Annotated in this window: 21 protein-coding genes; 14 read left to right on the plus strand and 7 right to left on the minus strand. The window is 54.7% G+C overall.

Going from position 1 to position 24,977, the window contains the following annotated elements; genetic code table 11:
* Nucleotides 1–59: 59 nt before the first annotated feature.
* The 6 genes from dapA (at nt 60) to ypfH (ending at nt 6,517) form a co-directional block, all read left to right on the plus strand.
* A complete protein-coding gene (gene dapA / locus HED65_RS04070; RefSeq protein WP_049007810.1) occupies nt 60–938 on the plus strand; it encodes a 4-hydroxy-tetrahydrodipicolinate synthase in 879 nt (292 codons plus the stop codon).
* 16 nt (nt 939–954) lie between these two features.
* Nucleotides 955–1,989, plus strand: a complete 1,035-nt coding sequence (gene bamC, locus HED65_RS04075) for an outer membrane protein assembly factor BamC (protein WP_028016136.1) — start codon at nt 955–957, stop codon at nt 1,987–1,989.
* Nucleotides 1,990–2,098: 109 nt separating this feature from the next.
* Nucleotides 2,099–2,812: a phosphoribosylaminoimidazolesuccinocarboxamide synthase gene (purC, locus tag HED65_RS04080; protein ID WP_008501631.1), complete on the plus strand. Its 714-nt coding sequence runs from the start codon at nt 2,099–2,101 to the stop codon at nt 2,810–2,812.
* A 120-nt stretch (nt 2,813–2,932) separates the two neighbouring features.
* Complete coding sequence (gene ypfJ / locus HED65_RS04085; protein ID WP_114977810.1) at nt 2,933–3,802, plus strand: KPN_02809 family neutral zinc metallopeptidase; 870 nt, start codon at nt 2,933–2,935, stop codon at nt 3,800–3,802.
* The gene (locus HED65_RS04090; protein WP_114977551.1) at nt 3,802–5,748 is read left to right on the plus strand and encodes a tRNA(Met) cytidine acetyltransferase TmcA; all 1,947 of its coding nucleotides are present in this window, start codon (nt 3,802–3,804) and stop codon (nt 5,746–5,748) included. The genes ypfJ and HED65_RS04090 overlap by 1 nt, the downstream gene beginning before the upstream one ends.
* 73 nt (nt 5,749–5,821) lie before the next feature.
* Nucleotides 5,822–6,517, plus strand: a complete 696-nt coding sequence (gene ypfH / locus HED65_RS04095; protein WP_114977552.1) for an esterase — start codon at nt 5,822–5,824, stop codon at nt 6,515–6,517.
* 38 nt (nt 6,518–6,555) lie between these two features.
* On the opposite strand, the gene HED65_RS04100 is transcribed toward ypfH, so the two are convergent.
* Genes HED65_RS04100 through HED65_RS04110 form a run of 3 tightly spaced genes read right to left on the minus strand, consistent with a single transcriptional unit; the run spans nt 6,556 to nt 8,266 of the window.
* Nucleotides 6,556–6,753, minus strand: a complete 198-nt coding sequence (locus tag HED65_RS04100; RefSeq protein WP_014171111.1) for a YpfN family protein — start codon at nt 6,751–6,753, stop codon at nt 6,556–6,558.
* A gap of 24 nt (nt 6,754–6,777) precedes the next feature.
* Nucleotides 6,778–7,905, minus strand: a complete 1,128-nt coding sequence (dapE, locus tag HED65_RS04105; RefSeq protein ID WP_114977553.1) for a succinyl-diaminopimelate desuccinylase — start codon at nt 7,903–7,905, stop codon at nt 6,778–6,780.
* A 10-nt stretch (nt 7,906–7,915) separates the two neighbouring features.
* Nucleotides 7,916–8,266 (minus strand): ArsC family reductase, encoded by a 351-nt coding sequence (locus tag HED65_RS04110; protein WP_114977554.1) that lies wholly within the window; start codon nt 8,264–8,266, stop codon nt 7,916–7,918.
* Between the two features lie 387 nt (nt 8,267–8,653).
* Here HED65_RS04110 and ypfM point away from each other — a divergent pair, with 387 nt between their 5' ends.
* Nucleotides 8,654–8,713 (plus strand): protein YpfM, encoded by a 60-nt coding sequence (gene ypfM / locus HED65_RS04115; RefSeq protein WP_015572204.1) that lies wholly within the window; start codon nt 8,654–8,656, stop codon nt 8,711–8,713.
* 110 nt (nt 8,714–8,823) lie between these two features.
* Here the strand turns inward: ypfM and acrD are convergent, their stop codons facing one another.
* Together acrD and narQ are read right to left on the minus strand one after the other, a co-directional pair.
* Nucleotides 8,824–11,937, minus strand: a complete 3,114-nt coding sequence (gene acrD, locus HED65_RS04120) for a multidrug efflux RND transporter permease AcrD (protein WP_114977555.1) — start codon at nt 11,935–11,937, stop codon at nt 8,824–8,826.
* A 142-nt stretch (nt 11,938–12,079) separates the two neighbouring features.
* The gene (narQ, locus tag HED65_RS04125; RefSeq protein ID WP_114977811.1) at nt 12,080–13,774 is read right to left on the minus strand and encodes a nitrate/nitrite two-component system sensor histidine kinase NarQ; all 1,695 of its coding nucleotides are present in this window, start codon (nt 13,772–13,774) and stop codon (nt 12,080–12,082) included.
* Nucleotides 13,775–13,926: 152 nt separating this feature from the next.
* On the opposite strand from narQ, the gene aegA reads away from it, so the two are divergent.
* From aegA to HED65_RS04140, 3 genes are all read left to right on the plus strand, one after another.
* Entirely contained in the window at nt 13,927–15,903 is a 1,977-nt protein-coding gene (gene aegA / locus HED65_RS04130; RefSeq protein WP_114977556.1) for a formate-dependent uric acid utilization protein AegA, read from the plus strand.
* Nucleotides 15,904–15,968: 65 nt separating this feature from the next.
* Nucleotides 15,969–16,562: a GDP-mannose pyrophosphatase NudK gene (nudK, locus tag HED65_RS04135; protein WP_028016145.1), complete on the plus strand. Its 594-nt coding sequence runs from the start codon at nt 15,969–15,971 to the stop codon at nt 16,560–16,562.
* 101 nt (nt 16,563–16,663) lie between these two features.
* Nucleotides 16,664–17,707, plus strand: a complete 1,044-nt coding sequence (locus tag HED65_RS04140; protein ID WP_114977557.1) for a DUF1176 domain-containing protein — start codon at nt 16,664–16,666, stop codon at nt 17,705–17,707.
* A gap of 71 nt (nt 17,708–17,778) precedes the next feature.
* Here the strand turns inward: HED65_RS04140 and tkt are convergent, their stop codons facing one another.
* Together tkt and tal are read right to left on the minus strand one after the other, a co-directional pair.
* Nucleotides 17,779–19,767, minus strand: a complete 1,989-nt coding sequence (gene tkt / locus HED65_RS04145) for a transketolase (RefSeq protein ID WP_114977558.1) — start codon at nt 19,765–19,767, stop codon at nt 17,779–17,781.
* A 19-nt stretch (nt 19,768–19,786) separates the two neighbouring features.
* Nucleotides 19,787–20,737, minus strand: a complete 951-nt coding sequence (gene tal / locus HED65_RS04150; protein WP_114977559.1) for a transaldolase — start codon at nt 20,735–20,737, stop codon at nt 19,787–19,789.
* 289 nt (nt 20,738–21,026) lie between these two features.
* Here tal and maeB point away from each other — a divergent pair, with 289 nt between their 5' ends.
* From maeB to eutQ, 4 genes are all read left to right on the plus strand, one after another.
* A complete protein-coding gene (gene maeB / locus HED65_RS04155) occupies nt 21,027–23,306 on the plus strand; it encodes an NADP-dependent oxaloacetate-decarboxylating malate dehydrogenase (protein ID WP_114977560.1) in 2,280 nt (759 codons plus the stop codon).
* Between the two features lie 160 nt (nt 23,307–23,466).
* The gene (gene eutS / locus HED65_RS04160; protein WP_114977561.1) at nt 23,467–23,802 is read left to right on the plus strand and encodes an ethanolamine utilization microcompartment protein EutS; all 336 of its coding nucleotides are present in this window, start codon (nt 23,467–23,469) and stop codon (nt 23,800–23,802) included.
* Nucleotides 23,803–23,814: 12 nt separating this feature from the next.
* The gene (gene eutP / locus HED65_RS04165; protein WP_114977562.1) at nt 23,815–24,294 is read left to right on the plus strand and encodes an ethanolamine utilization acetate kinase EutP; all 480 of its coding nucleotides are present in this window, start codon (nt 23,815–23,817) and stop codon (nt 24,292–24,294) included.
* A complete protein-coding gene (gene eutQ / locus HED65_RS04170) occupies nt 24,272–24,976 on the plus strand; it encodes an ethanolamine utilization acetate kinase EutQ (RefSeq protein WP_114977563.1) in 705 nt (234 codons plus the stop codon). Before eutP ends, eutQ begins: the two co-directional genes overlap by 23 nt.
* Nucleotide 24,977 lies beyond the last annotated feature (1 nt).

Raw genomic sequence — 24,977 nt, forward strand, 5'->3', positions numbered from 1 at the left:
TGCTTTTATTACAGTTCCAAACGTACCATTGAGACTCTTGTTCGCACAGAGGATGGCTCATGTTCACGGGAAGTATTGTCGCGCTTGTAACACCGATGGATGAAAAAGGTAATGTCTGCCGGTCAAGCATGAAGAAGCTGATTGATTACCATGTCGCCAATGGAACCTCGGCGATCGTTTCGGTAGGGACTACCGGTGAATCTGCAACGCTGAGCCACGAAGAGCACGGCGATGTGGTCATGCTGACCCTGGAACTGGCTGACGGACGTATTCCTGTCATCGCGGGGACAGGAGCTAATGCAACCGCAGAAGCTATCAGTCTGACCAAACGTTTTAATGACAGCGGCATTGTGGGCTGTCTGACGGTAACCCCTTACTACAACCGTCCTACTCAGGAAGGTTTGTTCCAGCACTTCAAAGCCATCGCTGAACATACTGACTTGCCACAAATTCTGTATAATGTGCCGTCCCGTACTGGCTGCGATATGCTGCCGGAAACCGTTGGTCGTCTCGCGGAAGTAAAAAATATTATCGGTATTAAAGAGGCGACAGGGAACTTAAGCCGCGTTCATCAGATCAAAGAGCTGGTTTCAGACGACTTTATCCTGTTGAGTGGTGATGATGCGACCGCGCTGGACTTTATGCAGCTCGGTGGTCATGGCGTGATCTCCGTAACGGCAAACGTTGCGGCGCGCGATATGGCTGAAATGTGCAAACTGGCAGCAGCGGGTCACTTTGATGAAGCGCGTGTCATTAATCAGCGTCTGATGCCGTTGCACAATAAATTATTTGTCGAACCCAATCCGATCCCTGTGAAATGGGCATGTAAGGAGTTGGGACTTGTAGCAACCGATACGCTGCGTCTGCCAATGACACCGATTACCGACCATGGTCGTGAAATCGTTAAGGCAGCGCTGAAGCATGCCGGTTTGCTGTAAAGTTTAGGGAGATTTGATGGCTTATTCAGTACAGAAGTCGCGCCTGGCGAAGGTTGCGAGTGTTTCGCTTGTTATGCTGCTCGCTGCCTGTAGTTCAGACTCGCGCTACAAGCGCCAGGTGAGCGGTGATGAATCCTATCTGGATGCGACCCCGCTTGCTGAACTTCACGCACCGGCTGGTATGATCCTGCCGATTCAGAACGGCGATTATAATATCCCCGTGACCAACGGCAGCGGCCTGGTCGGTAAAGCGCTTGATATTCGTCCACCAGCACAGCCTCTGGCGCTGGTAAACGGGGCGCGTACTCAGTTCACTGGTGATACGGCGTCTCTGATGGTTGAGAGCGCGCGCGGTAGCACCCTGTGGCCGCAGGTGGTGAGCGTCATTCAGTCGAAGAACTACACCATTGATAAACGTGATGACGCCAGCCAGACGTTAACCACCGACTGGATCGAATGGAACCGTCTGGATGAAGATCAGCAGTATCGTGGTCGTTATCAAGTCTCCGTTAAACCACAAGGTTATCAGCAGGCGGTTAACGTTAAGCTGTTGAACCTGGAACAGGCGGGCAAACCAGTTGCAGATGCGTCATCCCTGCAGCGTTACAGCACCGAAATGCTGAACGTGATTGCTGCGGGTCTGGATAAGACCGCGACTGATGCCGCCAACGCAGCGCAGAGCCGCAACGGCGTGACGTTCGACGTTCAGAGCGGTGCGGATGATACCGGTCTGCCAATGCTGGTTGTTCGTGCACCGTTTAACCAGACCTGGCAGCGTCTGCCAGCGACGCTGGAAAAAGTGGGCATGAAAGTGACCGACAGCACGCGTTCTACGGGTAGCATCACGGCAACGTATAAGCCGCTGTCTGACAGCGCGTGGCAGGAACTGGGCGCTAAAGATCCTCAGCTTGCCTCCGGTGACTACAAGATTCAGGTAGGTGACCTCGATAACCGCAGTAGTCTGCAGTTTATCGATCCGAAAGGTCACACGCTGACCCAGTCGCAGAACGATGCGCTGGTCGCTGTCTTCCAAGCGGCATTCAGCAAATAAATATGAGGGCTGGTTAATCCAGCCCTTTTTATTTTAGTGCTACGCAAACGTGTGCGTGGCATAATATCCCCAGTTTTGAACACAAATCATCACACCAGGAGTAATGAAGATGCAGAAGCAAGCTGAGTTGTATCGTGGCAAAGCGAAGACCGTATACAGCACGGAAAACCCGGATCTGTTGGTGCTCGAGTTCCGCAATGATACGTCAGCAGGGGATGGCGCACGCATTGAGCAGTTCGATCGTAAAGGCATGGTGAACAACAAGTTCAACCACTTCATTATGACCAAACTGGCCGAAGCGGGTATCCCGACTCAGATGGAAGCGTTGCTGTCCGATACGGAATGTCTGGTGAAAAAACTGGATATGGTTCCGGTTGAGTGCGTTATTCGTAACCGTGCCGCGGGCTCCCTGGTGAAGCGTCTGGGCATTGAAGAAGGTATCGAGCTGAATCCACCGCTGTTCGACCTGTTCCTGAAAAATGATGCCATGCACGACCCGATGGTCAATGATTCTTACTGCGAAACCTTCGGCTGGGTGAATAAAGAGAACCTGGCGCGTATGAAAGAGCTGACCTACAAAGCCAACGACGTGCTGAAAAAACTGTTTGATGACGCGGGTCTGATCCTCGTCGACTTCAAGCTGGAGTTTGGCCTGTTCAAAGGTGAAGTCGTGCTGGGCGACGAGTTCTCACCAGACGGCAGCCGTCTGTGGGATAAAGAAACTCTGGATAAAATGGACAAAGACCGTTTCCGTCAGAGCCTGGGTGGCCTGATTGAAGCATACGAAGCCGTTGCTCACCGTTTAGGCGTTAAGCTCGACTAACTCCCTCAGTTGCCAAAGGATGTTTGCATCCTTTGGCGTCTTACCTTTGTTTCCTATGGTAATCTTGCCGTTAACCGCCTACGATCATAGCTATTATTAATGGAATAGTTCGAGGTGTTTATGCGCTGGCAAGGGCGTCGTGAAAGTGACAATGTAGAAGACAGACGCAGTGATGGCGGTGGCGGTCCTTCCATGGGCGGGCCCGGCTTCCGCTTACCCAGCGGGAAGGGCGGAATCATTCTGCTGATTGTGGTGCTGGTCGCGGGGTATTACGGGGTCGATCTCACCGGTTTAATGACCGGTCAGCCGTTGCAACAGCAGCAACATTCTCAGCGCTCCATCAGCCCAAATGAAGATGAAGCGGCTAAATTTACCTCCGTTATCCTCGCCACAACAGAAGACACCTGGGGTCAGTTGTTCGAGAAGATGGGGCGTTCCTATCAGCAACCGAAGCTGGTGATGTACCGCGGTGCAACCCGTACCGGATGCGGTACCGGTCAATCAGTGATGGGGCCGTTCTACTGCCCGGCAGATGGCACCGTTTATATCGATCTCTCTTTCTACGATGACATGAAACGTAAGCTTGGTGCTGACGGTGATTTTGCTCAGGGCTACGTGATTGCGCATGAAGTCGGCCATCATGTGCAAAAGCTGCTGGGGATTGAACCTAAAGTGCGGCAGCTTCAGCAAAATGCCTCGCAGGCTGAAGTTAACCGCCTTTCGGTAAAAATGGAGCTGCAGGCAGACTGCTTTGCCGGCGTCTGGGGCCACAGCATGCAGCAGCAGGGGGTTCTGGAGTCCGGTGACCTTGAAGAGGCACTAAACGCCGCTGAGGCGATTGGCGACGACCGACTTCAGCAACAGAGCCAGGGGCGCGTGGTGCCGGACAGTTTCACTCACGGTACATCGCAACAACGATACAGCTGGTTTAAACGCGGTTTCGACAGTGGCGATCCGGCGCAGTGTAATACTTTCGGCAAAGCGATGTAATGGCGTCGTTTGAGCAGTTGATCAGCGAGCTTGAGCGCACTGGTCAACGTCGGCTGGTGGTGCTGAGCGGTGATGAGCAATGGACGTTATCGCAGGCTGTGGCCCTGCGAGAGACTTTACCTGGAGACTGGGTGTGGCTGGACGAACAGCCATCAAAAGCCATCAGTAGCCTGCTGGGACGCGAGTTCCGGCATGCTATTTTTGACGCCTGCACTGGGTTCGATGTCTCCGCCTTTGCGGCTCTGAGCGGAACGCTGAGTGCCGGAAGTCTTCTGGTACTGAGGGTTCCGCCGCTCGCGCACTGGGCTGAACATCCCGATCACGATTCCCTGCGCTGGAGCGATAGTGCCGAAGCGATAGCCACACCGCATTTTGTACGCCATTTTTGCCGGACCATTGCCGCCGATCCCGATGCGATTGTCTGGCTTCAGGGGCACCCTTTATCGCTTCCTCCTTTTCCCGACGCACCCGACTGGCAGCCTGCCAGCGGGGGACCGCAACGCGAGCAGGCTGAGATCCTCAATGTCCTTGAGGGGATGTCGCCTGGCATCGTGGCCGTCACCGCCGCGCGCGGGCGCGGAAAGTCAGCTCTGGCGGGAATGTTGCTGAATCGCATTGCGGGCAGCGCTGTGGTCACCGCCCCAGCGAAGGGAGCGACGGATGTTCTCGCCCGTTTTGCAGGAGAGCATTTCAATTTTATGGCCCCGGATGCGCTGCTGGCCTCTTCGTTGCAGGCCGACTGGCTAATTGTCGATGAAGCCGCCGCGATCCCCGGCCCACTACTTGAAAAGTTGGTATTGCGTTTTCCTCGCGTGTTGTTGACCACGACGGTTCAGGGTTACGAAGGGACGGGGAGAGGGTTCTTATTAAAATTCTGCGCCCGGTTTACCGGATTGCAGCGTTTCAGCTTATCTGTACCGATTCGCTGGGCTGCGGGCTGCCCGCTTGAGCGAGTCGTCGCCAGCGCACTGCTTTTTGACGATACGCTTCTCGATCACCGCCCGGAAGGCGAGGTGCGTTTGACCTCTCTGGAACCGGAGGCGTGGGAACGCCAACCGGCACTTGCGACAGGCGTTTACGAGCTACTCTGTGCGGCTCACTATCGCACCTCACCGCTTGATTTACGCCGCATGATGGACGCTCCCGGGCAGCATTTTGCCATCGCCCAGACAGACTCTGATATCGCCGGGGCGCTCTGGCTGGTGGATGAAGGCGGGTTATCACCCGAGCTTAGCCGCGCCGTCTGGGCGGGGTATCGGCGTCCTCGTGGGAACCTGGTGGCACAGTCTCTGGCGGCCCACGGCGGATCACCACTGGCGGCGACGCTCAAAGGCAGACGGGTGACTCGCATTGCTGTACATCCTTATCGCCAGCGGGAGGGCATCGGTCAGGCGCTGATTCGCAACGCCAGTGGCGAGGATTATCTGTCAGTGAGTTTTGGCTATACCGATGAACTATGGCATTTCTGGCAGCAATGCGGGTTTGTGCTGGTGCGGATGGGTAGCCATCGTGAAGCCAGCAGTGGTTGTTTTACCGCAATGGCGTTGCTGCCGCTGAGCAAGGCGGGGCATCAGTTGTGTGAGCAGGCGCAACTGCGTCTGAAGCGCGATGCGCGGGTGTTATCGGCCTGGAACGGTGAAAAGATCCCAGTGGAAGATGGCTGGGAAGCTACCCTTAATAATGACGACTGGCTGGAGCTGGCCGGGTTTGCCTTTGCGCATCGGGCCTTTTCGACCTCCGTCGCTGCGCTAACGCGTCTGCTGCTGAGTGTGGACATGCCTCTCCCGGCACTGCGCGATAAAATGGCTGGGAAGACGGATGACCTTGGGCGAAAAGCGTTGCTGGCAAAGCTTCGCAGCGAAACGGTACAAGCGCTTGAAAAGCTGGATAAAGCGCGCTGTCAGCAGCTGAAAGACGCTATTTTGCAATGGCAATTTTTTCAATGACTTCTTCAGTAAAGTGGCATGGTCATTCCCGCCGGGAGGCGTAGAATCCAGGTCATCTATTAAGGAGATCACCATGAAACATGACCATTTTGTTGTTCAAAGCCCTGACAAACCGGCTAAACAGTTACTGCTTCTGTTTCATGGTGTTGGTGATAATGCCGTCAACATGGGCCAGATTGGCAGTTGGTTTGCACCTGTTTTCCCGGATGCCTTGATTATCAGCATCGGTGGCATAGAGCCATGTGGTCCAAACGGACGCCAGTGGTTCTCTGTTCAGGGCGTGACAGAAGAGAATCGTCAGGCTCGCATTGACGCCGTCATGCCAGCGTTTATTGATATCGTACGCTACTGGCAGCAGCAGAGCGGCGTGGGAGCAGATGCCACTGCGCTGATTGGCTTCTCGCAGGGGTCAATCATGTCGCTGGAAAGCGTAAAAGCGCAACCGGGTCTGGTGTCACGCGTGATTGCGTTTAATGGCCGTTTTGCGACGTTACCGACGAGCGCCACCACGCAGACGACGATCCACTTGATCCACGGTGGTGAAGACCGGGTGATTGAGCTCTCGCATGCGGTTGCCGCTCAGGAAGCGCTGATTCGCGAAGGTGGGGATGTGACGCTGGATATCGTTGACGATCTGGGGCATGCCATTGACGATCGCAGTATACAGTTTGCGCTCGACCATCTGCGCTATACCGTACCGAAGCACTATTTTGATGAGGCGCTCAGCGGCGGTAAGCCGGCTGATGACGATATTGTAGAGTTTATGTGAGGTTATCCCCTCTCCTCAGGAGAGGGGATACAGACTGATTACTTCTTCTGGTCCTTCTTCGGCCAGTCGTCGTCATCGTCCCACTTGTCGTTAAAATCACGGTGTGGTGGCAGATCCGGCTTGTTAGCGAGAAATTTTTTATGGTCAACGCGCTTAAGATCTTTAATCACGTTAAGCAACACGCCGACCAGAAAAACTAACACCAGAATCCACCAGTATTTTGAAAGCCAATCCATTCGCTATTCCTCTCAGAGCGTTCGTCAGGCGACGAGTTGCTCCATAATGCGTTGATACATACGGGCCAGCAGTTGCAAATCTGCGGCATTCACACACTCATTGATTTTATGAATGGTCGCGTTCACTGGTCCCAGTTCGACAACCTGGGCGCCCATGCGGGCGATAAAGCGTCCGTCAGAGGTGCCACCCGTCGTCAGCAGTTGTGGCTTAATTTCATTATAGTGCTCGATGGCGTTCACTACCGCATCCACCAGTTTGCCACGCTGCGTCAGGAACGGCTGACCGGAAAGCCACCAGTCCACGGTGTAGCGCAGGTTATATTTCTCCAGCAGAGCGACGACACGCGCTTTGATCATCTCATCGGTCAGTTCAGTGCTGAAGCGGAAGTTAAACTGGACGAAGAAATCACCCGGGATTACGTTGTTGCTGCCGGTTCCTGCTTTGAGGTTCGCAATCTGCATACTGGTCGGCGGGAAGAACTCGTTACCTTTGTCCCACTCAATCGCCACCAGTTCGTTCAGCATCGGCGCAGCGCGATGGACCGGGTTATCGGCCAGATGCGGATAAGCAACATGCCCCTGAACCCCGTGAATGGTCAGGTTACAGGTCAGCGAGCCACGGCGACCATTTTTGACGACATCCCCCACCACTTCGGTACTGGACGGCTCTCCGACCAGACAGTAGTCGAGACGCTCGTTTCGCGCCATCAGTGCTTCAACAACCTTCACGGTACCGTTATGGGCACTGGCTTCTTCATCTGAGGTGATTAAAAATGCGAGACGGTTTTTATGGTTCGGATGCTGGGCAACAAAACGCTCTGCTGCCACGACCATTGCAGCCAGGGAGCCTTTCATGTCTGCTGCACCGCGACCAAACAGCATGCCATCGCGGATGGTCGGTTCAAATGGCGGGTTAATCCAGCGATCCGCATCACCTGCGGGAACGACATCAGTATGCCCGGCAAAGGCCAGCGTTTCGCCCTGACCACGCCACGCCCAGAAGTTCTGGGTATCGCCAAAATCCATGCGTTCGACGGTAAAACCGATGGCACGCAGGCGCTCAATCATTAATGCCTGACAACCTGCGTCGTCCGGGCTAAGGGAAGGACGGCGAATAAGCTGCTGAGTCAGCTCAATGACCGGGCATGACATAAACTACACCTCAACGAAAAAAGTCGGAATAAAGGGTTTCACTGAAACCCAGCAGCATAGGCTGCCCGGGCGCGCAGAGCAATGGGCGTTTGATAATTGCTGGCATGTCGAGCATCAGTTTTGCTGCGCTGTCGCCATCAACGATGCCAGCGCGGAGAGATTCATCCAGCTTACGCCAGGTGGTGCCGCGTGTATTCAGCAGGGCTTCCCAGCCCAGTTCTTTGATGGCGTTATGCAGAAATTCTGCATCAAGTCCATCGGCACGGTAATCATGGAAGCGGTACTCCACGTTGTTCGCGTCCAGCCAGCGGCGGGCTTTTTTGATGGTGTCGCAGTTTTTAATGCCGTACATCACAACCATGGTGAATCCTTTTGTTCCTGTGGTGATAAAATGTTCAATAAATTCGAAGATATATCCTTAAGCAGAATATAACACATTCAAGAATTGTCTTAATTTACTCATCATCTTAATTCAACTCACACTTGTACGCTGAATATTCTTTCATCATTTAAGCATAGATGCCCATAAAGTTTAAATTGCCAATAAACTCAGTAAGTAAAATAAAACTCACCTGCTTGTATGGTTATTTCTAAATATTGCTTGCCGTCACAAAAAATTTAAGGTTCTCCGTTCATATTTATCATAATTCTCTGACAGTGGCGGGGTATAATCACAGCAATTGGTTAAATTGTCTTCACAATGATGATACGTTTTCGTAGAATGCGCATAATAATAAGAGAGGTTGTTATGATTGAACGTGAACTGGGGAACTGGAAAGATTTTATCGAAGGCATGCTTCGTAAATGACATTCAGTAAGAATTGCAAGAGCACTTAAATAAGTAAAATAATCATAGTGTGAATGAATCACACAATAAAAAGGCGGCTAAAAAAAAGCCGCCTTTTTTATGTCTATACGTTACTCGGGACGTTCTTTCAGCGGGAAACGACGACGTACCAGCACAAAGAACAAGGGAACAAAATAAATGGCCAGGATGGTCGCCGAAATCATGCCCCCCATGACGCCTGTACCTACCGCATGCTGACTGCTGGAGCCTGCGCCTGTGCTGGTTGCCATCGGAAGTACACCGAAAACAAACGCCAGCGACGTCATCAGGATTGGGCGTAAGCGCTGGCGACAGGCGTGCAGCGTGGCAGCCATCAGTTCGTGACCTTTAGCATTCATCTCGTTAGCGAACTCAACAATCAGAATGGCGTTTTTCGCCGACAAACCGATAACGGTGAGTAACCCCACCTGGAAGTAAACATCGTTCTCCAGGCCGCGTATCCAGGTTGCCAGTAGTGCGCCGATGACCCCAAGGGGAACCACCAGCATGACCGAGAACGGGACTGACCAGCTTTCATACAATGCGGCAAGGCAGAGGAAGACGACCAGCAATGAAAGCGCGTAAAGCGCGGGAGCCTGTGCTCCTGAGAGCCGCTCCTGGTATGACATGGCTGTCCACTCCAGACCAAAACCTGCAGGTAGCTGTTGCACCAGTTTTTCCATGGCATCCATGGCGGTACCTGTGCTGACGCCCGGTGCAGCTTCCCCAACGATTTCAACTGCAGAATAGCCGTTATAGCGCTCCAGACGTGGTGAACCGCTCTCCCAGTGTGAGGAGGCAAAAGCGGAGAACGGCACCATACCGCCGGTATTATTACGGACAAACCAGCGGTTAATGTCATTCGGCAACATGCGGAACGGCGCGGCGGATTGTACATACACTTTTTTCACGCGGCCGCGATCCATAAAGTCATTCACATAGCTTGAGCCCCACGCCGTTTGCAGGGTGTCGTTGATGTCGTTGATTGAGACGCCCAGCGCCTGCGCCTTACGTTGATCGATATCCACCTGGAGCTGCGGACTGTCATCAAGACCGTTATGACGAACGCGGGTCAGACCGGCGTCTTTCCCTGCCAGCTCTAAGAGCTTATCGCGTGCCGCCATCAGTGCCGTGTGGCCAGCGCCGGCGTGATCCTGCAACTCCATATCAAACCCGGCGGAACTGCCCAGCCCGCTGATCGCCGGTGGACTGCTGGCAAAGACGCGTGCTTCTTTGATATGTGCAAAGGCTTTCGTCGCGCGCTCAATAATGGCAAAGGAGGTTCCGGTTTTCGTATCGCGCTCATCCCAGTCTTTCAGGCGGACAAACATACGGGCGACGTTCTGCCCGTTTCCGCCCGGGCCAGAGCCCACGGTGGAGAAGACCGATACAACGTTATCCTTCTCTTTAGTGAAGAAGTACTGCTCCACTTTCTGAACCACTTTTAGTGTCTGCTGCTGCGTTGCACCACTCGGGAGCTGCACCGAGGTGGTGAACATTCCTCGGTCTTCCATCGGCAGGAATGAGGTCGGCAGATGCAGGAACAGCCAGACCATGCCGCCGAGCAGCACCACGTAAATCATCATCCAGCGCAGGCTGCGGTGAAGTACTCGCCCCACGGCAGATTCATATCGTGCGGCATTGCGGTTGAACATCCGGTTAAACCAGCCGAAGAACCCTTTTTGGCCGTGATGTTCCCCTTTGTGCAGCGGCTTCAGAATTGTGGCACAGAGTGCGGGAGTGAGGATCAATGCGACCAGCACGGAGAGCACCATTGCCGAGACGATGGTTATCGAGAACTGGCGGTAGATCGCTCCGGTGGTGCCGCCAAAGAAGGCCATCGGGATAAAGACCGCCGACAGCACCATCGCAATACCGACTAACGCCCCCTGAATTTGACCCATGGATTTGCGCGTGGCCTGGCGCGGGGAAAGGCCTTCCTCGCTCATTATTCGCTCGACGTTTTCGACCACCACGATGGCATCATCCACCAGAAGGCCGATTGCCAGCACCATCGCAAACATCGTCAGGGTGTTAATGCTGTAGCCAAACGCGTAAAGCACCGCAAAGGTCCCCAGCAGGACGACAGGGACGGCGATGGTTGGGATCAGCGTTGCGCGGAAGTTTTGCAGGAACAGGTACATGACCAGGAACACCAGCGCGATCGCTTCCAGCAGGGTCTTCACCACATCTTTAATCGAGGCTTTGACGAAGGAGGTGGTTTCATAGGCGACTTTATATTCCAGCCCGTGCGGGAAATACTGTGAAAGCTCATCCAGCCGATCTAACACCAGTTTCGCTGTGGCCATTTCATTGGCGCCGGAGGCCAGTTTAATCCCCAGACCCGAGGCCTGATTGCCGTTAAAGCGGCTCAGGTAGTCGTACTTCTCCGCACCCATTTCCACCGTGGCGACATCGCCAAGACGCACTTCCGAGCCATCCTGATTCACACGCAGGGTAATGTCGCGGAACTGCTCCGGGGTCTGAAGCAGTGACTGCGAATTGATGGTGGCATTCAGGGCTTGTTTATCTACGGAAGGTGTGCCTCCTAACTGCCCCACGGCAATCTGGGCGTTTTGGGCTTTGATAGCATCCGTTACATCGGTTGCGGTCATCTGGTAGCTGTTGAGCTTGTTGGGATCGAGCCAGATGCGCATTGAGTATTGTGAACCGTAAGCGTCGATATCGCCTACGCCGTTAATTCGGCTGATGGGGTCCTGAATATTACTGGCAACATAGTCCGCAATATCCTGCTTATCCATGGAGCCATCAGTGGAGACAAACGCGATAGTCAAAATGTTGGTATCACCGGTTTTACGCACGGTCACACCCTGGTTCTGCACCGCCTGAGGCAGTTTACGCATGGCCGACTGCAACTGATTTTGCACCTGCTGTACGGCTTCATCGGGATCAGTGCCAGCGGTAAAGCTCAGTGTGACCGTCGCCTGACCTGTCGCGCTGCTTTGCGAGGACATGTACATCAGGTTATCCAGACCCGTCATGTTCTGTTCGATAACCTGTGTCACGGTATTTTCCAGCGTCTGTGCGGATGCTCCTGGATAGTTGGCGGTGACGCGTACGTTAGGTGGTGCCAGATCGGGATATTGCTCGACAGGAAGTGACGTAATCGCCAGGACACCTGTCAGACATAACAGAATGGCCAGTACCCAGGCAAAAATGGGGCGATCGATGAAAAAATTCGCCATGAAAAAGTGACCTCGTTTTGCTGCACGTCATTATTGTTTATTGCCTGCATCACTTTAGCGGCAAGACGAAGACCAAACGTGGAGAAATAAAGGAGATAATGTAAATTATCATGCGCTTTTTCCTGCGCTTCCCCCTTTACCGTTATTTACCGGTTAACGGCGTGGGCACCGGGAACGTCACGCTGACCAGCGTGCCGCCGTTTTGCGGCTGAGAAAAGTGCAGCATTCCTCCGAGCCGTTGCGCGCGTTCACGCATAATATTCAACCCGTAGTGTCCCGCTGGTTCGCTGGCTTCGCCAATCCCGATGCCGTTGTCACGAATGCTGACACTGTGCGTGCCATCCACGGAGGTCACGCAGCTTACGGTGATCTCGCTGGCCTGCGCGTGCTTAATGGCGTTCAACACGGCCTCGCGCACGATCTGCAACAGATGCACCTGCTTTTGGGCATCCAGCGCCAGCGAGGAGAGGCGACAGTCAAGATGCAGCTTCGCCTGTGTCTGGCTCTGCAGAACGTCGAGAGACTCCTGGAGTGCCGCAGGTAAATTCGCGTGGTTGAGCGTCAGGCGGAAGGTGGTGAGCAGCTCGCGCAGTTGATGCCAGGCATTGTTAAGCTCGCGGGAAAAGTCGGTGATGATGGTCTGAGCCGGGGCATTGTCCTGCGGCACCGCATGTTTCAGCAGCGTGAGCTGGATACGCAGATACGACAGCACCTGTGCCAGCGAATCATGGAGTTCGCGGGCGATGGTTGCGCGCTCTTCCATCAGCAGCAGTTGCTGGTAATGTTTTTGCGCCTCGTTAAAGTACAGCCCGCGTCCGAGCATCGTCGCCACACTTCTCATCAGTGGGAGAGGAACACTGTCCGTCTCACTTTGCCAGCGCAACTCACCATACAGCGTATCCTGCATCAGTACCGGCAGGTTTTGCAGTGGAATACCGCTTGTTTCTGTTCCTTCACATAACCGCCAGTCGTCGCTGGTGCGTAATTCCAGATAATTCATCTGCGTATATTCATGGACGATCTGCAGGATATGCCGGAAACACAGGCTGTCTATCTGGCCGGTATTCAGCGCCTGAGAGCATTTGAACAGCATTTCGAGCTGCTGATGGGCTTCATGCAAATGTCGCGTTTTTTCCGCCACCGAGGCTTCCAGCGAACGATAGAGGGTATGTAACTCGGCCGACATATGGTTGAAGGCGCGGGAGAGTTGGCCCAGTTCATTTGGCAGTGCGGTATCCGGGGCTGGGGTCTCAAATTCCCCTCGCTCAATCCGTTCGCTTGCCGCGACAAGATTGTTAAGCGGTAGCACCACCTGACGACGGATGCGTCGCAGGGTAAACAGCGTCAGTAGCAGGATCCCAAGCGCGCCAGCCAGAGAGAGCAGGGTCACCGTCTGGATTTTATGTTCGGTGTAGTGCTGGAGGGCAAGCACAAAGGCATCAATACGGCCGACAAAATCTTCAATGTGGCTTTGATACCACGCGATGTCGCCTTGCGCGATGCGCTTATCCATCTCCAGCCAGGCGACATGCAGTTGCTGATAACGCTGTTTCACGTTGTCCGGTACATACCAGCGGTTCAACTTTTCTAATGCCGGGGCGCTTAATGTCTTCTGCCAGTTTTCGCGATGCGCCGCCAGAGACGGGCTGTTGCCCTGCATCTCATAGCCCAGCCGGTAGCTCTGCATACGCAGTGAACCTGCGATGTTGATGGCTTCGGCATCACGCTGGCTACTGGTCAGCGTCAGCAGTGCGACGCTGCTGGTCAGAACGGATAACGCAATGATCGAAAAGAAAGCCCAGGCCAGGCTTCCGGAAACAGGTCGTTTAACGGTCACAGAACGGCCCTCTGAATAAAATTGATCTGCCACAGGTTCACTGGAAATAGTTTGGCGTCCTGGGCATTTGAACATTGCCCGATCGCGCCGTAATGCGTAAATACCATATTCATACAAAGAATAAGGTTATTGAACCAAAAACAGGTGTGGTTATGAATCGTTTTATTATGGCTAACAGCCAGCAATGCATTGGGTGTCGGGCCTGCGAAGTGGCTTGCGTGATGGCACACAATGGTGAGCAGCATGTCCTGAGCGAGCGCCATTTTCATCCTCGTATCACGGTCCTGAAATCTGGCGAGAAGAGAAGCCCCGTTACCTGCCATCATTGTGAAGCTGCACCCTGCGCGCAAAGCTGCCCAAACGGCGCCATCAGCAAATGCGATGACAGCGTACAGGTGAATCAACAAAAATGCATCGGTTGTAAAGCCTGCGTGGTGGCTTGCCCGTTTGGTACGATGGACATTATCGTCACTCCGCTTGAAAACGGCAGTGTGAAGGCATCGGCGAATAAATGCGATCTCTGCCTGACGCGCCCACAAGGCCCGGCCTGTATTGAAAATTGCCCGGCAGATGTCCTTTCGCTGGCGACGTCTGCCGTGCTGGATAACCTGGCCAAATCGCGCCGACAGCGCACTGCCAGCCTGGAGGCGCAGCCCTGGCATGCGGAGGCTGTCAGAGAGGTTATTTCGCAAACCAAACTGCAGCGGATGCAAACGACCCCGCCACGCGGCGAACCTGACAAGCTTACAGTCGCAGAACGCGTTAACCATTTTAACGAAATTTACCTGCCGTTCCGGGCTGCACAGGCCAGTCGTGAGGCATCGCGATGCCTGAAATGCGGAGAGCACAGCATCTGCGAGTGGACTTGTCCGCTGCACAACCACATCCCGCAGTGGATTGAGCGCCTCAATGCGGGGGATATTGCGGGTGCTGTTGAGCTTTCTCATCAGACCAACTGTTTACCCGAAATTACGGGGCGCGTCTGTCCGCAGGACCGATTATGTGAAGGAGCCTGCACGCTGCGCGATGACGCGGGATCAGTCACCATTGGAAACATTGAGCGCTATATTTCTGACCAGGCGCTGGCGATGGGCTGGAGACCGGATATGAGCGGTATTGTTCCGGTGGACAAGCGGGTTGCGATTATCGGGGCAGGGCCTGCCGGGCTGGCCTGTGCTGATGTGCTGGTGCGTAATGGTGTCAGCGTGACGGTTTATGACAGGCATCCGGAAATTGGTGGTTTGCTGACCTTTGGTATCCCGGCATTCAAACTCGACAAATCACTGCTCGCGCGACGCAGAGAGATATTTACCGCGATGGGGATCCGCTTCGAGCTGAACTGCGAGGTGGGCCAGGATGTGTCGATGTCTCAGTTGCAGGACGACTTTGATGCGCTGTTTATTGGCGTGGGAACCTATCGCTCCATGAAAGCGGGGATCCCGCATGAAGACGCGCCAGGCGTCTATGACGCGTTGCCTTTCCTTGTGGGTAACACGCGCCATGTTATGGGGCTGGAGGCGACGGACAGTGAACCGTTTATTGATACTCACGGGTTAAACGTCGTGGTGCTTGGTGGGGGAGACACGGCGATGGACTGCGTCCGCACTGCGTTACGCCACGGTGCGGCGAAAGTCACCTGCGCCTATCGTCGGGATGAGGTCAATATGCCGGGCTCGAAGAAAGAGGTGAAGAATGCCAAAGAAGAGGGCGCCGCATTTGAATTTAACGTCCAGCCAGTTGAATTGACGCTTGATCAAGACGGCAAGGTCAATGGCATCCGGATGCTGCGTACCGAACTCGGCGAACCGGATGCGCAGGGACGGCGTCGACCTGTTCCGGTGGCGGGCAGTGAGTTTGTGATGCCTGCTGATGCCGTGATCATGGCGTTTGGTTTTAACCCACACGCGATGCCGTGGCTGCAGGCGCAGGGTGTCGAAACAGATGACTGGGGGCGAATAGTGGCCTCGGTAGAGAGTCGCTATCGTTACCAGACGACCAACCCGAAAATCTTCGCTGGTGGCGATGCGGTGCGTGGGGCGGATCTGGTGGTGACCGCGATGGCGGAAGGGCGTCATGCGGCGCAAGGAATGCTCGACTGGCTTGGGGGTGGCGCGTCGAAACATCATTAACCGGTGGGCGACAAAGCGGGAGCCACGGCGTAGTATAGGACGACTCATTGTGCCGTGGAGCCCGTATGACCCTGAAAATTGACGTTATCAAAGACAAAATTCTCTCTGAAAACTACTTTGTCCTGCGTAACATCACCTATGATCTTACACGTAACAACGGTGAAGTGATCCGCCACAAACGCGAGGTCTATGACCGCGGCAACGGGGCAACCATTTTGCTCTATAACCGTGAAAAGCAGAGCGTGGTGCTGATCCGTCAGTTCCGGGTGGCCACCTGGGTTAATGGCAACCCTGATGGCCGTTTGATTGAGACCTGTGCTGGCCTGCTTGATGATGACGAGCCGGAAGTGTGTATCCGCAAAGAGGCCGTTGAAGAGACCGGCTTCGAAGTGGGAGAGGTCAAAAAGGTCTTCGAGCTGTTTATGTCCCCAGGCGGCGTAACGGAAATTGTGCATTTCTTCATTGCGGAATACAGCGATGCGCAGCGGACTCACCGGGGCGGTGGTGTCGAAGATGAAGATATCGAAGTGCTGGAGCTCCCCTTTTCCCGTGCGCTGGAGATGATGCGTTCAGGCGAAATCAGGGATGGCAAAGCTGTGATATTACTGCAGTATTTACAAACAACCGGGCTGATGGACACTGCTTTCGAACGGATGTAGATGATTTTTCGGGTATATCTGATAAATCCGATTGAGCAACCCCGGTGGTAACACGAAGATACTGCCCAGTTAAGCGTTTTCGTTCCGGGATTGTGTCATTCATGCGCTACAGTGTTTTTTTATTCTCTCTGTTTTGTGTGCTTCTCGCGCCGCAGGTGCGGGCTGCGCCTGCTCAGCAGGCATTTTCTGACTGGCAGGTGACCTGCAATAACCAGAATTTCTGTCTGGCACGCAACACGGGTGAACACCGTGGTCTGGTTATGACGCTCACCCGAAGCGCCGGGGCGAAAACGGATGCAACGCTGCGTATCGATCTCGGCGGCCTTGACGCCCCGTCGGTTAAAGAGCCGGATATTGCTCCCCGTCTGCTGCTGGATAACGTTCCCCTTAAGCTGGATAAACAGCACTGGCAGCTCACGTCCTGGCATCTGAAAACGGATGATGCCGCCACCATTACCGCTTTTCTGAAAAACATCCAGGAAGGGAAGTCCCTGACCCTGCGCGGCGGTAAGCAGGTGATTTCACTGACCGGGCTTAAGGCCGCGTTGCTGTTCATTGATGCGCAGCAAAAGCGCGTCGGGAGCGAAACCGCGTGGATCAAGAAAGGTGATGATCCGCCGTTAAGCGTTCCACCCGCTCCCGCTTTAAAAAAGGTGACGGTCGTCAATCCGACACCGACGCCGCTCTCCCACGCTGAACTGAACGATCTGCTGGACTATGGTACCGGACGGATGAACAGCAATCAGTGCTCGCTGGATCCTAACCGCCGGGAAGTGCGCGTCACCGCGTTAACCGATGACAAAGCGCTGCTGATCGTCAGCTGCGAGGCGGGGGCTTATAACACTGTCGATCTGGCGTGGCTGGTATCACGTAAAAAACCGTTCACCGCCCGCAGCGTCAGGCTGCGTCTGCCCTTTACACCGTCTAGTGACGACAGCGAAATGGAATTGATGAATGCCAGCTTCGATGAGAAGACGCGCGAGCTGACAACGCTCGCGCTAGGACGTGGTTTGGGAGATTGTGGTGTCCAGACACGCTGGCGTTTTGACGGCCAGCGTTTTCGCCTGGTACGTTATGCCGAGGAGCCCAGTTGTGATAACTGGAATAGACCAGACGCCTGGCCCACGCTGTGGATCACGCGGTAGCTTTTTGCCGGGTGACGTAATCGCGATGGTTTTGCAGGCCGGGTAAGCGACAGCGCTACCCGGCAACAGCACTAAAGCACGCTCAACGCCTTCTCAACCACGTTTTCAACGGTAAAGCCGAAATACGGGAACAGCTTATCGGCAGGCGCCGATTCACCGTATCCGTGCATCCCGACAATCGCCCCTTTCAGTCCCACGTACTTGTACCAGTAGTCGGCAATACCGGCCTCTACCGCCACGCGAGCCGCAACGTTGGATGGCAGAACTGATTCCCGGTACGCCTCATCCTGGGCGTCAAAGATATCCGTTGATGGCAATGACACCACGCGCACCGCATGACCCTCGGCGGTCAACTTCTCGGCGGCTTTCACCGTGATTTCTACCTCCGAACCGGTCGCAATCAGGATCACGTCCGGTTTACCACCGCTGTCTTTCAGAATGTAACCGCCGCGGGCGATGTTTTTCACCTGCTCTGGTGTGCGCTCAATTTGCGCCAGGTTCTGGCGTGACAGGATCAGCGCTGTCGGGCCAGTATGGCGCTCCACAGCCAGCTTCCAGCCGACCGCCGCTTCCACCTGATCGCATGGGCGCCAGGTGCTGAAGTTTGGTGTCAGGCGCAGGCTGGCCAGTTGTTCCACCGCCTGGTGCGTTGGTCCGTCTTCCCCCAGACCAATTGAGTCATGGGTATAAACCATAATCTGTCGCGCCTTCATGAGTGCCGCCATGCGCGCCGCGTTGCGGGCGTATTCGACAAACATCAGGAAGGTGGCGGTGTAGGGCACGAAGCCGCCGTGATGGGCGATGCCGTTGGCAATGGCGGTCATCCCGAACTCGCGCACGCCGTAGTGGATATAGTTCCCGGCAATGTCCTCTTTCAGTGATTTTGAACCAGACCAGATCGTCAGGTTACTGGGCGCGAGGTCCGCTGAGCCACCGAGCAGTTCGGGCAGGATAGGTCCAATGGCGTTGAGTGTATTTTGCGAGGCCTTACGGGTGGCGATTTTCGCCGGGTTGGCCTGCAGGTTTTCAATCAGCGCCTGGGTTCTATCGTCCCAGTCTTCCGGTAGGCCACCGCTCATGCGGCGGGAAAACTCGGCAGCCAGATCAGGGTGCGCTTTTTTGTAAGCGGCAAACTTCTCGTTCCAGGACTGCTGCGCCTTTTCACCCGTTTCGCGGGCATCCCATGCTTTGTAGATCTCTTTTGGGATCTCAAATGGCGGGTATTTCCAGCCCAGTTTTTGTCGGGTTAACGCCACTTCCTCTTCACCCAGCGCCGCGCCGTGCGCCTCTTCTTTACCCGCTTTGTTTGGTGAGCCGAAGCCAATAACCGTGCGGCAGATAATCAGGGAAGGTTTGTCCTTCACGCTTTGCGCTTCCTGAATCGCTTTTTTCACTGCCTCTGGGTCATGGCCATCGATCTCATGCACCACGTGCCAGTGGTAGGCTTCGAAGCGTTTCGCCGTGTCGTCGGTAAACCAGCCTTCGGTTTCCCCGTCGATGGAGATGCCGTTGTGATCGTAAAACCCGATCAGCTTGCCCAGCCCCAGCGTGCCCGCAAGGGAGCAGACCTCGTGGGAAATCCCCTCCATCAGGCAGCCGTCACCCATAAACACATACGTGTAATGGTCAACGATGTCATGTCCTGGCTGATTAAACTGCGCGCCCAGCGTGCGCTCGGCAATCGCCAGCCCGACCGCATTCGCCAGCCCCTGACCGAGCGGTCCTGTGGTGGTTTCCACCCCTGGCGTATAGCCAATCTCCGGGTGACCCGGTGTTTTGGAGTGCAACTGGCGGAAGTTTTTCAGCTCGGAAATCGGCAGGTCGTAACCGGAAAGATGCAGCAGGCTGTAGAGCAGCATTGAGGCGTGGCCGTTAGAGAGAATAAAGCGGTCGCGATCATACCAGGTGGGGTCGTTGGGGTTGTGCTTCAGGAAGTCGTTCCACAATACTTCGGCAATATCAGCCATGCCCATAGGCGCGCCAGGGTGGCCGGAATTGGCTTTCTGCACGGCATCCATGCTGAGGGCGCGAATGGCATTGGCTAGCTCTTTACGGGACATAGTTCACTCCGTGGCAAGGTTAAAGTTTGGCGGCGAGAAGATCTTCAAGTTTGCGCTGATCGACGGCGAAAAGGCGGATGCCTTCCGCCAGTTTTTCCACGGCCATGGCGTCCTGATTATGTGCCCAGCGGAACTCGGCTTCGGTCATGGCTTTCGGTTTTGGCAGAACGGTGGAGGTCGGGACCAGCTTGCGGATCACCGTCTCTTCTTTGTCCTGCAGCTCTTTGAGCAGATTAGGGGAGATGGTCAGGCGGTCGCAGCCTGCCAGGGCGAGGATCTGCTCGGTACGGCGGAAGCTGGCCCCCATCACGATAGTGTCGTAGCGGTGCTGTTTAAAGTAATCATAGATATTACGGACCGATTTGACGCCCGGGTCCTCATCGACCACGTACGGATCCATCGGCTGTTTTGCCTGATACCAGTCGTAGATGCGTCCGACAAACGGCGAGACGAGGAACACGCCCGCTTCGGCACAGGCGCGTGCCTGAGCAAACGAGAACAGCAGCGTCAGGTTGCAGTGGATACCCTCTTTTTCCAACACTTCTGCCGCACGAATGCCTTCCCACGTCGATGCCAGTTTGATCAGGATGCGAGATTTATCGATCCCCTGCTCCTGATAGAGGTCAACCAGACGACGGGCCTTGTGAATACTCTTTTCTTTATCGAAAGAGAGACGGGCATCGACTTCCGTCGAGACGCGTCCGGGGATGCTTTTCAGAATTTCTGCACCAAAATTAACGGCCAGCTTGTCACTGGCTTCAGTGACCTGCTGCTCCTGGGTTTTCCCGCGCTGTTTACCGTAAGCAATGGCGTCATCAATCAGATGACTAAAATGCGCAAGCCCGGCGGCCTTGAGCAATAGCGACGGGTTAGTGGTCGCATCTTCCGGCTGATAGTGGCGGATCGATTCGATATCGCCGCTGTCTGCGACCACGGTGGTGAATTGTTTGATGCCGTCTAACTGATTCATAAATAATTACTCCTTGAAAATAAAAGAGTTAGATGAGTGCGTTAGTTCACACTTCTGGAAAAATCATGATGGACTTAACAAAAAAGCATAGCAGACGGGGGCGGCATTGCTTTTGAGACGGGTAACATGGCTGTTATAAATTGATAACAATTTTTAATGTGTGATGGTGAGAGTTTGGCAGCCTTCAAAGTTTATGTGGCGGCCTGCGGCGATACTAGGCGGCACACCAGGGTGTGCAACAGGATCGCTTACGTCACCCTTTTGACCGATACGTGAAAGGAAAAAGAAGATGGATGAGCAGTTAAAACAGAGTGCCCTCGATTTTCACGAGTTCCCTGTCCCGGGTAAAATCCAGGTTTCCCCCACCAAGCCACTGGCAACGCAGCGCGATCTGGCGCTGGCCTATTCGCCAGGCGTTGCTGCACCGTGTCTGGAAATCGAAAAAGATCCGCTGGCGGCCTACAAATATACCGCGCGTGGCAACCTTGTTGCCGTTATCTCTAACGGCACAGCGGTATTAGGTCTTGGCAACATTGGTGCGCTGGCGGGTAAACCCGTGATGGAAGGGAAGGGTGTTCTGTTCAAGAAATTCGCCGGTATCGACGTATTTGATATCGAGGTGGATGAACTCGATCCCGATAAATTCATCAACGTGGTGGCTGCGCTGGAACCGACCTTCGGCGGTATCAACCTGGAAGACATCAAAGCGCCGGAATGTTTCTATATCGAGCAGAAACTGCGCGAGCGTATGAACATTCCCGTGTTCCATGATGACCAGCACGGCACCGCGATTATCAGTACCGCCGCGATTCTGAACGGTCTGCGCGTAGTGGAGAAAAATCTCTCCGACGTGCGCATGGTCGTTTCCGGTGCGGGAGCTGCGGCTATCGCCTGTATGAACCTGCTGGTGGCGCTGGGTATGCAGAAGCACAACATTGTGGTCTGTGATTCCAAAGGCGTTATCTATAAAGGCCGCGAGCCAAACATGGCGGAAACCAAAGCGGCGTATGCGGTTGAAGACGACGGTAAACGCACGCTGGAGGATGTCATTGATGGTGCGGATATCTTCCTCGGCTGTTCAGGCCCGAAAGTGCTGACCCAGGAGATGGTGAAGAAGATGGCGCGCGCGCCAATGATTCTGGCGCTGGCTAACCCGGAACCGGAAATTCTGCCGCCGCTGGCGAAAGCGGTGCGTGAAGATGCCATCATCTGTACGGGTCGTTCCGACTACCCTAACCAGGTCAACAACGTGCTCTGCTTCCCGTTCATCTTCCGTGGGGCACTGGATGTCGGCGCGACGGCGATCAACGAAGAGATGAAGCTTGCCGCGGTTCACGCTATCGCGGAGCTGGCGCACGCCGAGCAGAGTGAAGTGGTTGCCTCCGCCTACGGCGACCAGGATCTGAGCTTTGGCCCGGATTACATCATTCCAAAACCGTTCGACCCGCGTCTGATCGTTAAGATTGCTCCCGCCGTTGCCAAAGCGGCGATGGACTCCGGCGTGGCGACACGCCCGATTCAGGATTTCGATGCCTACGTCGATAAACTCACCGAGTTTGTCTACAAAACCAACCTGTTCATGAAGCCGATCTTCTCTCAGGCACGTGCCGATGCGAAACGCGTGGTACTGGCGGAAGGGGAAGAGGCTCGCGTGCTGCACGCAACCCAGGAACTGATCACCTTAGGCCTGGCAAAGCCGATCCTGATTGGTCGTCCGAGCGTTATCGAGATGCGCATCCAGAAACTGGGCCTGCAAATTAAGCCGGGTGTGGACTTTGAGATCGTCAACAACGAATCCGATCCGCGTTTCAAAGAGTACTGGAGCGAATACTATGCGATCATGAAACGTCGCGGGATCACCCAGGAACAGGCGCAGAAAGCCGTCATCAGCAACACGACGGTGATCGGCGCGATCATGGTCCATCGTGGTGAAGCCGATGCGTTGATCTGCGGTACCGTCGGTGACTACCACGAACACTTCAGCGTGGTGCAGGAGATCTTCGGTTATCGCGATGGCGTTCATACCGCCGGGGCGATGAACGCACTGCTGCTGCCAAGCGGCAACACCTTTATTGCCGATACTTACGTTAACGATGACCCAACCCCGGACGAACTCGCGGAAATCACCGTGATGGCGGCCGAGACCGTGCGTCGCTTCGGTATTGAGCCGAAGGTGGCACTGCTGTCGCACTCTAACTTTGGTTCGTCCAAATCAGCGGCGGCCTGCAAAATGCGTCAGACGCTGGAGCTGGTGCGCGAGCGTGCACCGGAGCTGATGATTGATGGCGAAATGCACGGCGATGCAGCGCTGGTGGAGAGCATCCGCAACGAACGGATGCCGGACAGCCCGCTGAAAGGTTCTGCGAACATCCTGATTATGCCGAACGTGGAAGCGGCGCGTATCAGCTATAACCTGCTGCGCGTCTCCAGCTCTGAAGGGGTGACCGTAGGACCAGTCCTGATGGGGGTGGCGAAACCGGTGCATGTGTTAACACCGATTGCCTCTGTGCGTCGTATCGTGAATATGGTGGCGCTGGCGGTGGTTGAGGCGCAGACGCAGCCGCTGTAATTTCACTTTGATTTATTTCCGGCGCGGGTTTGTCCCGCGCCTTTTTATTTTCCCTTTCTTAGTGATCCACTTCACCTTTTAAACCTGGTTGCCGAATTTTGTTATTTGCTCTGACAAAAAATTGCCACGATGAGGGCAGTTTTAGAGGAGGCGGTGAGCAATGGAAAAAGAACGCATTATTCAGGAATTTGTGCCGGGGAAACAGGTCACGCTGGCGCATCTCATTGCGCACCCCGGCGAGGAGTTGGCGAAAAAGATCGGCGTTCCCGAAGCAGGCGCCATCGGCATCATGACGCTGACGCCGGGCGAAACCGCGATGATTGCCGGTGACTTAGCCCTGAAAGCGGCAGGTGTACATATCGGCTTTCTCGATAGATTCAGCGGTGCGCTTGTTATCTACGGCTCGGTAGGTGCGGTAGAAGAGGCGTTATTACAGACGGTAAGTGGTCTGGGCCGGTTATTAAATTTCACTTTATGCAATCTGACAAAAAGTTAATCAGAGGCGGCGATGAAACGTATTGCGTTTGTCGGTACGGTGGGGGCGGGGAAGACAACGCTCTTTAATGCGCTACAGGGGAATTATTCCCTCGCCAGAAAAACACAGGCCGTGGAGTTTAATGAAAATGGTGATATCGATACGCCAGGGGAATATTTTAGCCATCCGCGCTGGTATCACGCCTTAATTACCACGCTGCAGGATGTCGATACGTTGATTTATATACACGCGGCAAATGATAAAGAAAGTCGCTTACCTGCCGGGCTGTTGGATATTGGCGCCAGTAAACGACACATCGCCGTTATCAGCAAAATGGACATGCCGGATGCCGACGTCGCCGCAACGCGACAACTTCTTCGCGGAATGGGATTTCAGGAGCCGATTTTTGAGCTCAATAGCCATGACCCGCGCAGCGTGCAGCACCTGGTGGATTATCTGACTGAGCTCAGCCAAAAGGAGGAAAGGGCAGGTGAAAAAACTCATCACAGCTAACGATATTCGTGCGGCCCACGCACGCGGCGAACAGGAAATGTCGGTTGTTCTGCGCGCCAGCATCATCACCCCGGAGGCGCGAGAAGTTGCGGCGCTGCTGGGCGTTACCATCAGCGAATGCGATGAATCGACGCCATGCGCAGCCGCTGCGAAACTGGCTGCGGTTGACGAAAGTAAAACGGAAAGCCAACGCATTCGTGAAACCATCATCGCACAGCTACCGGAAGGGCAGTTTACTGAAAGCCTGGTTGCCCAACTGATGGACAAAGTCATGAAGGAGAAACAGTCGCTGGAGCAGGGCGCAATGCAGCCGAGCTTTAACTCGGTCACCGGCAAAGGCGGCGTCAAAGTCATCGACGGCAGCAGCGTGAAGTTTGGTCGTTTTGACGGCGCGCAGCCGCACTGCGTGGGGTTAACCGATCTGGTGACCGACCAGGACGGTAGCAGCATGGCCGCCGGGTTCATGCAGTGGGATAACGCCTTTTTCCCATGGACGCTGAATTACGACGAAATCGACATGATTCTGGAAGGCGAGCTGCACGTTCGTCATGAAGGCGAAACCATGATTGCTAAAGCCGGGGACGTGATGTTTATCCCGAAAGGCTCCAGCATCGAATTTGGTACGCCCTCGACGGTGAAGTTTCTGTATGTGGCCTGGCCTGCGAACTGGCAGTCCTGCTAAG

This window comes from Pantoea sp. LS15 (genome assembly GCF_012241585.1).
Lineage (GTDB): Bacteria > Pseudomonadota > Gammaproteobacteria > Enterobacterales > Enterobacteriaceae > Enterobacter.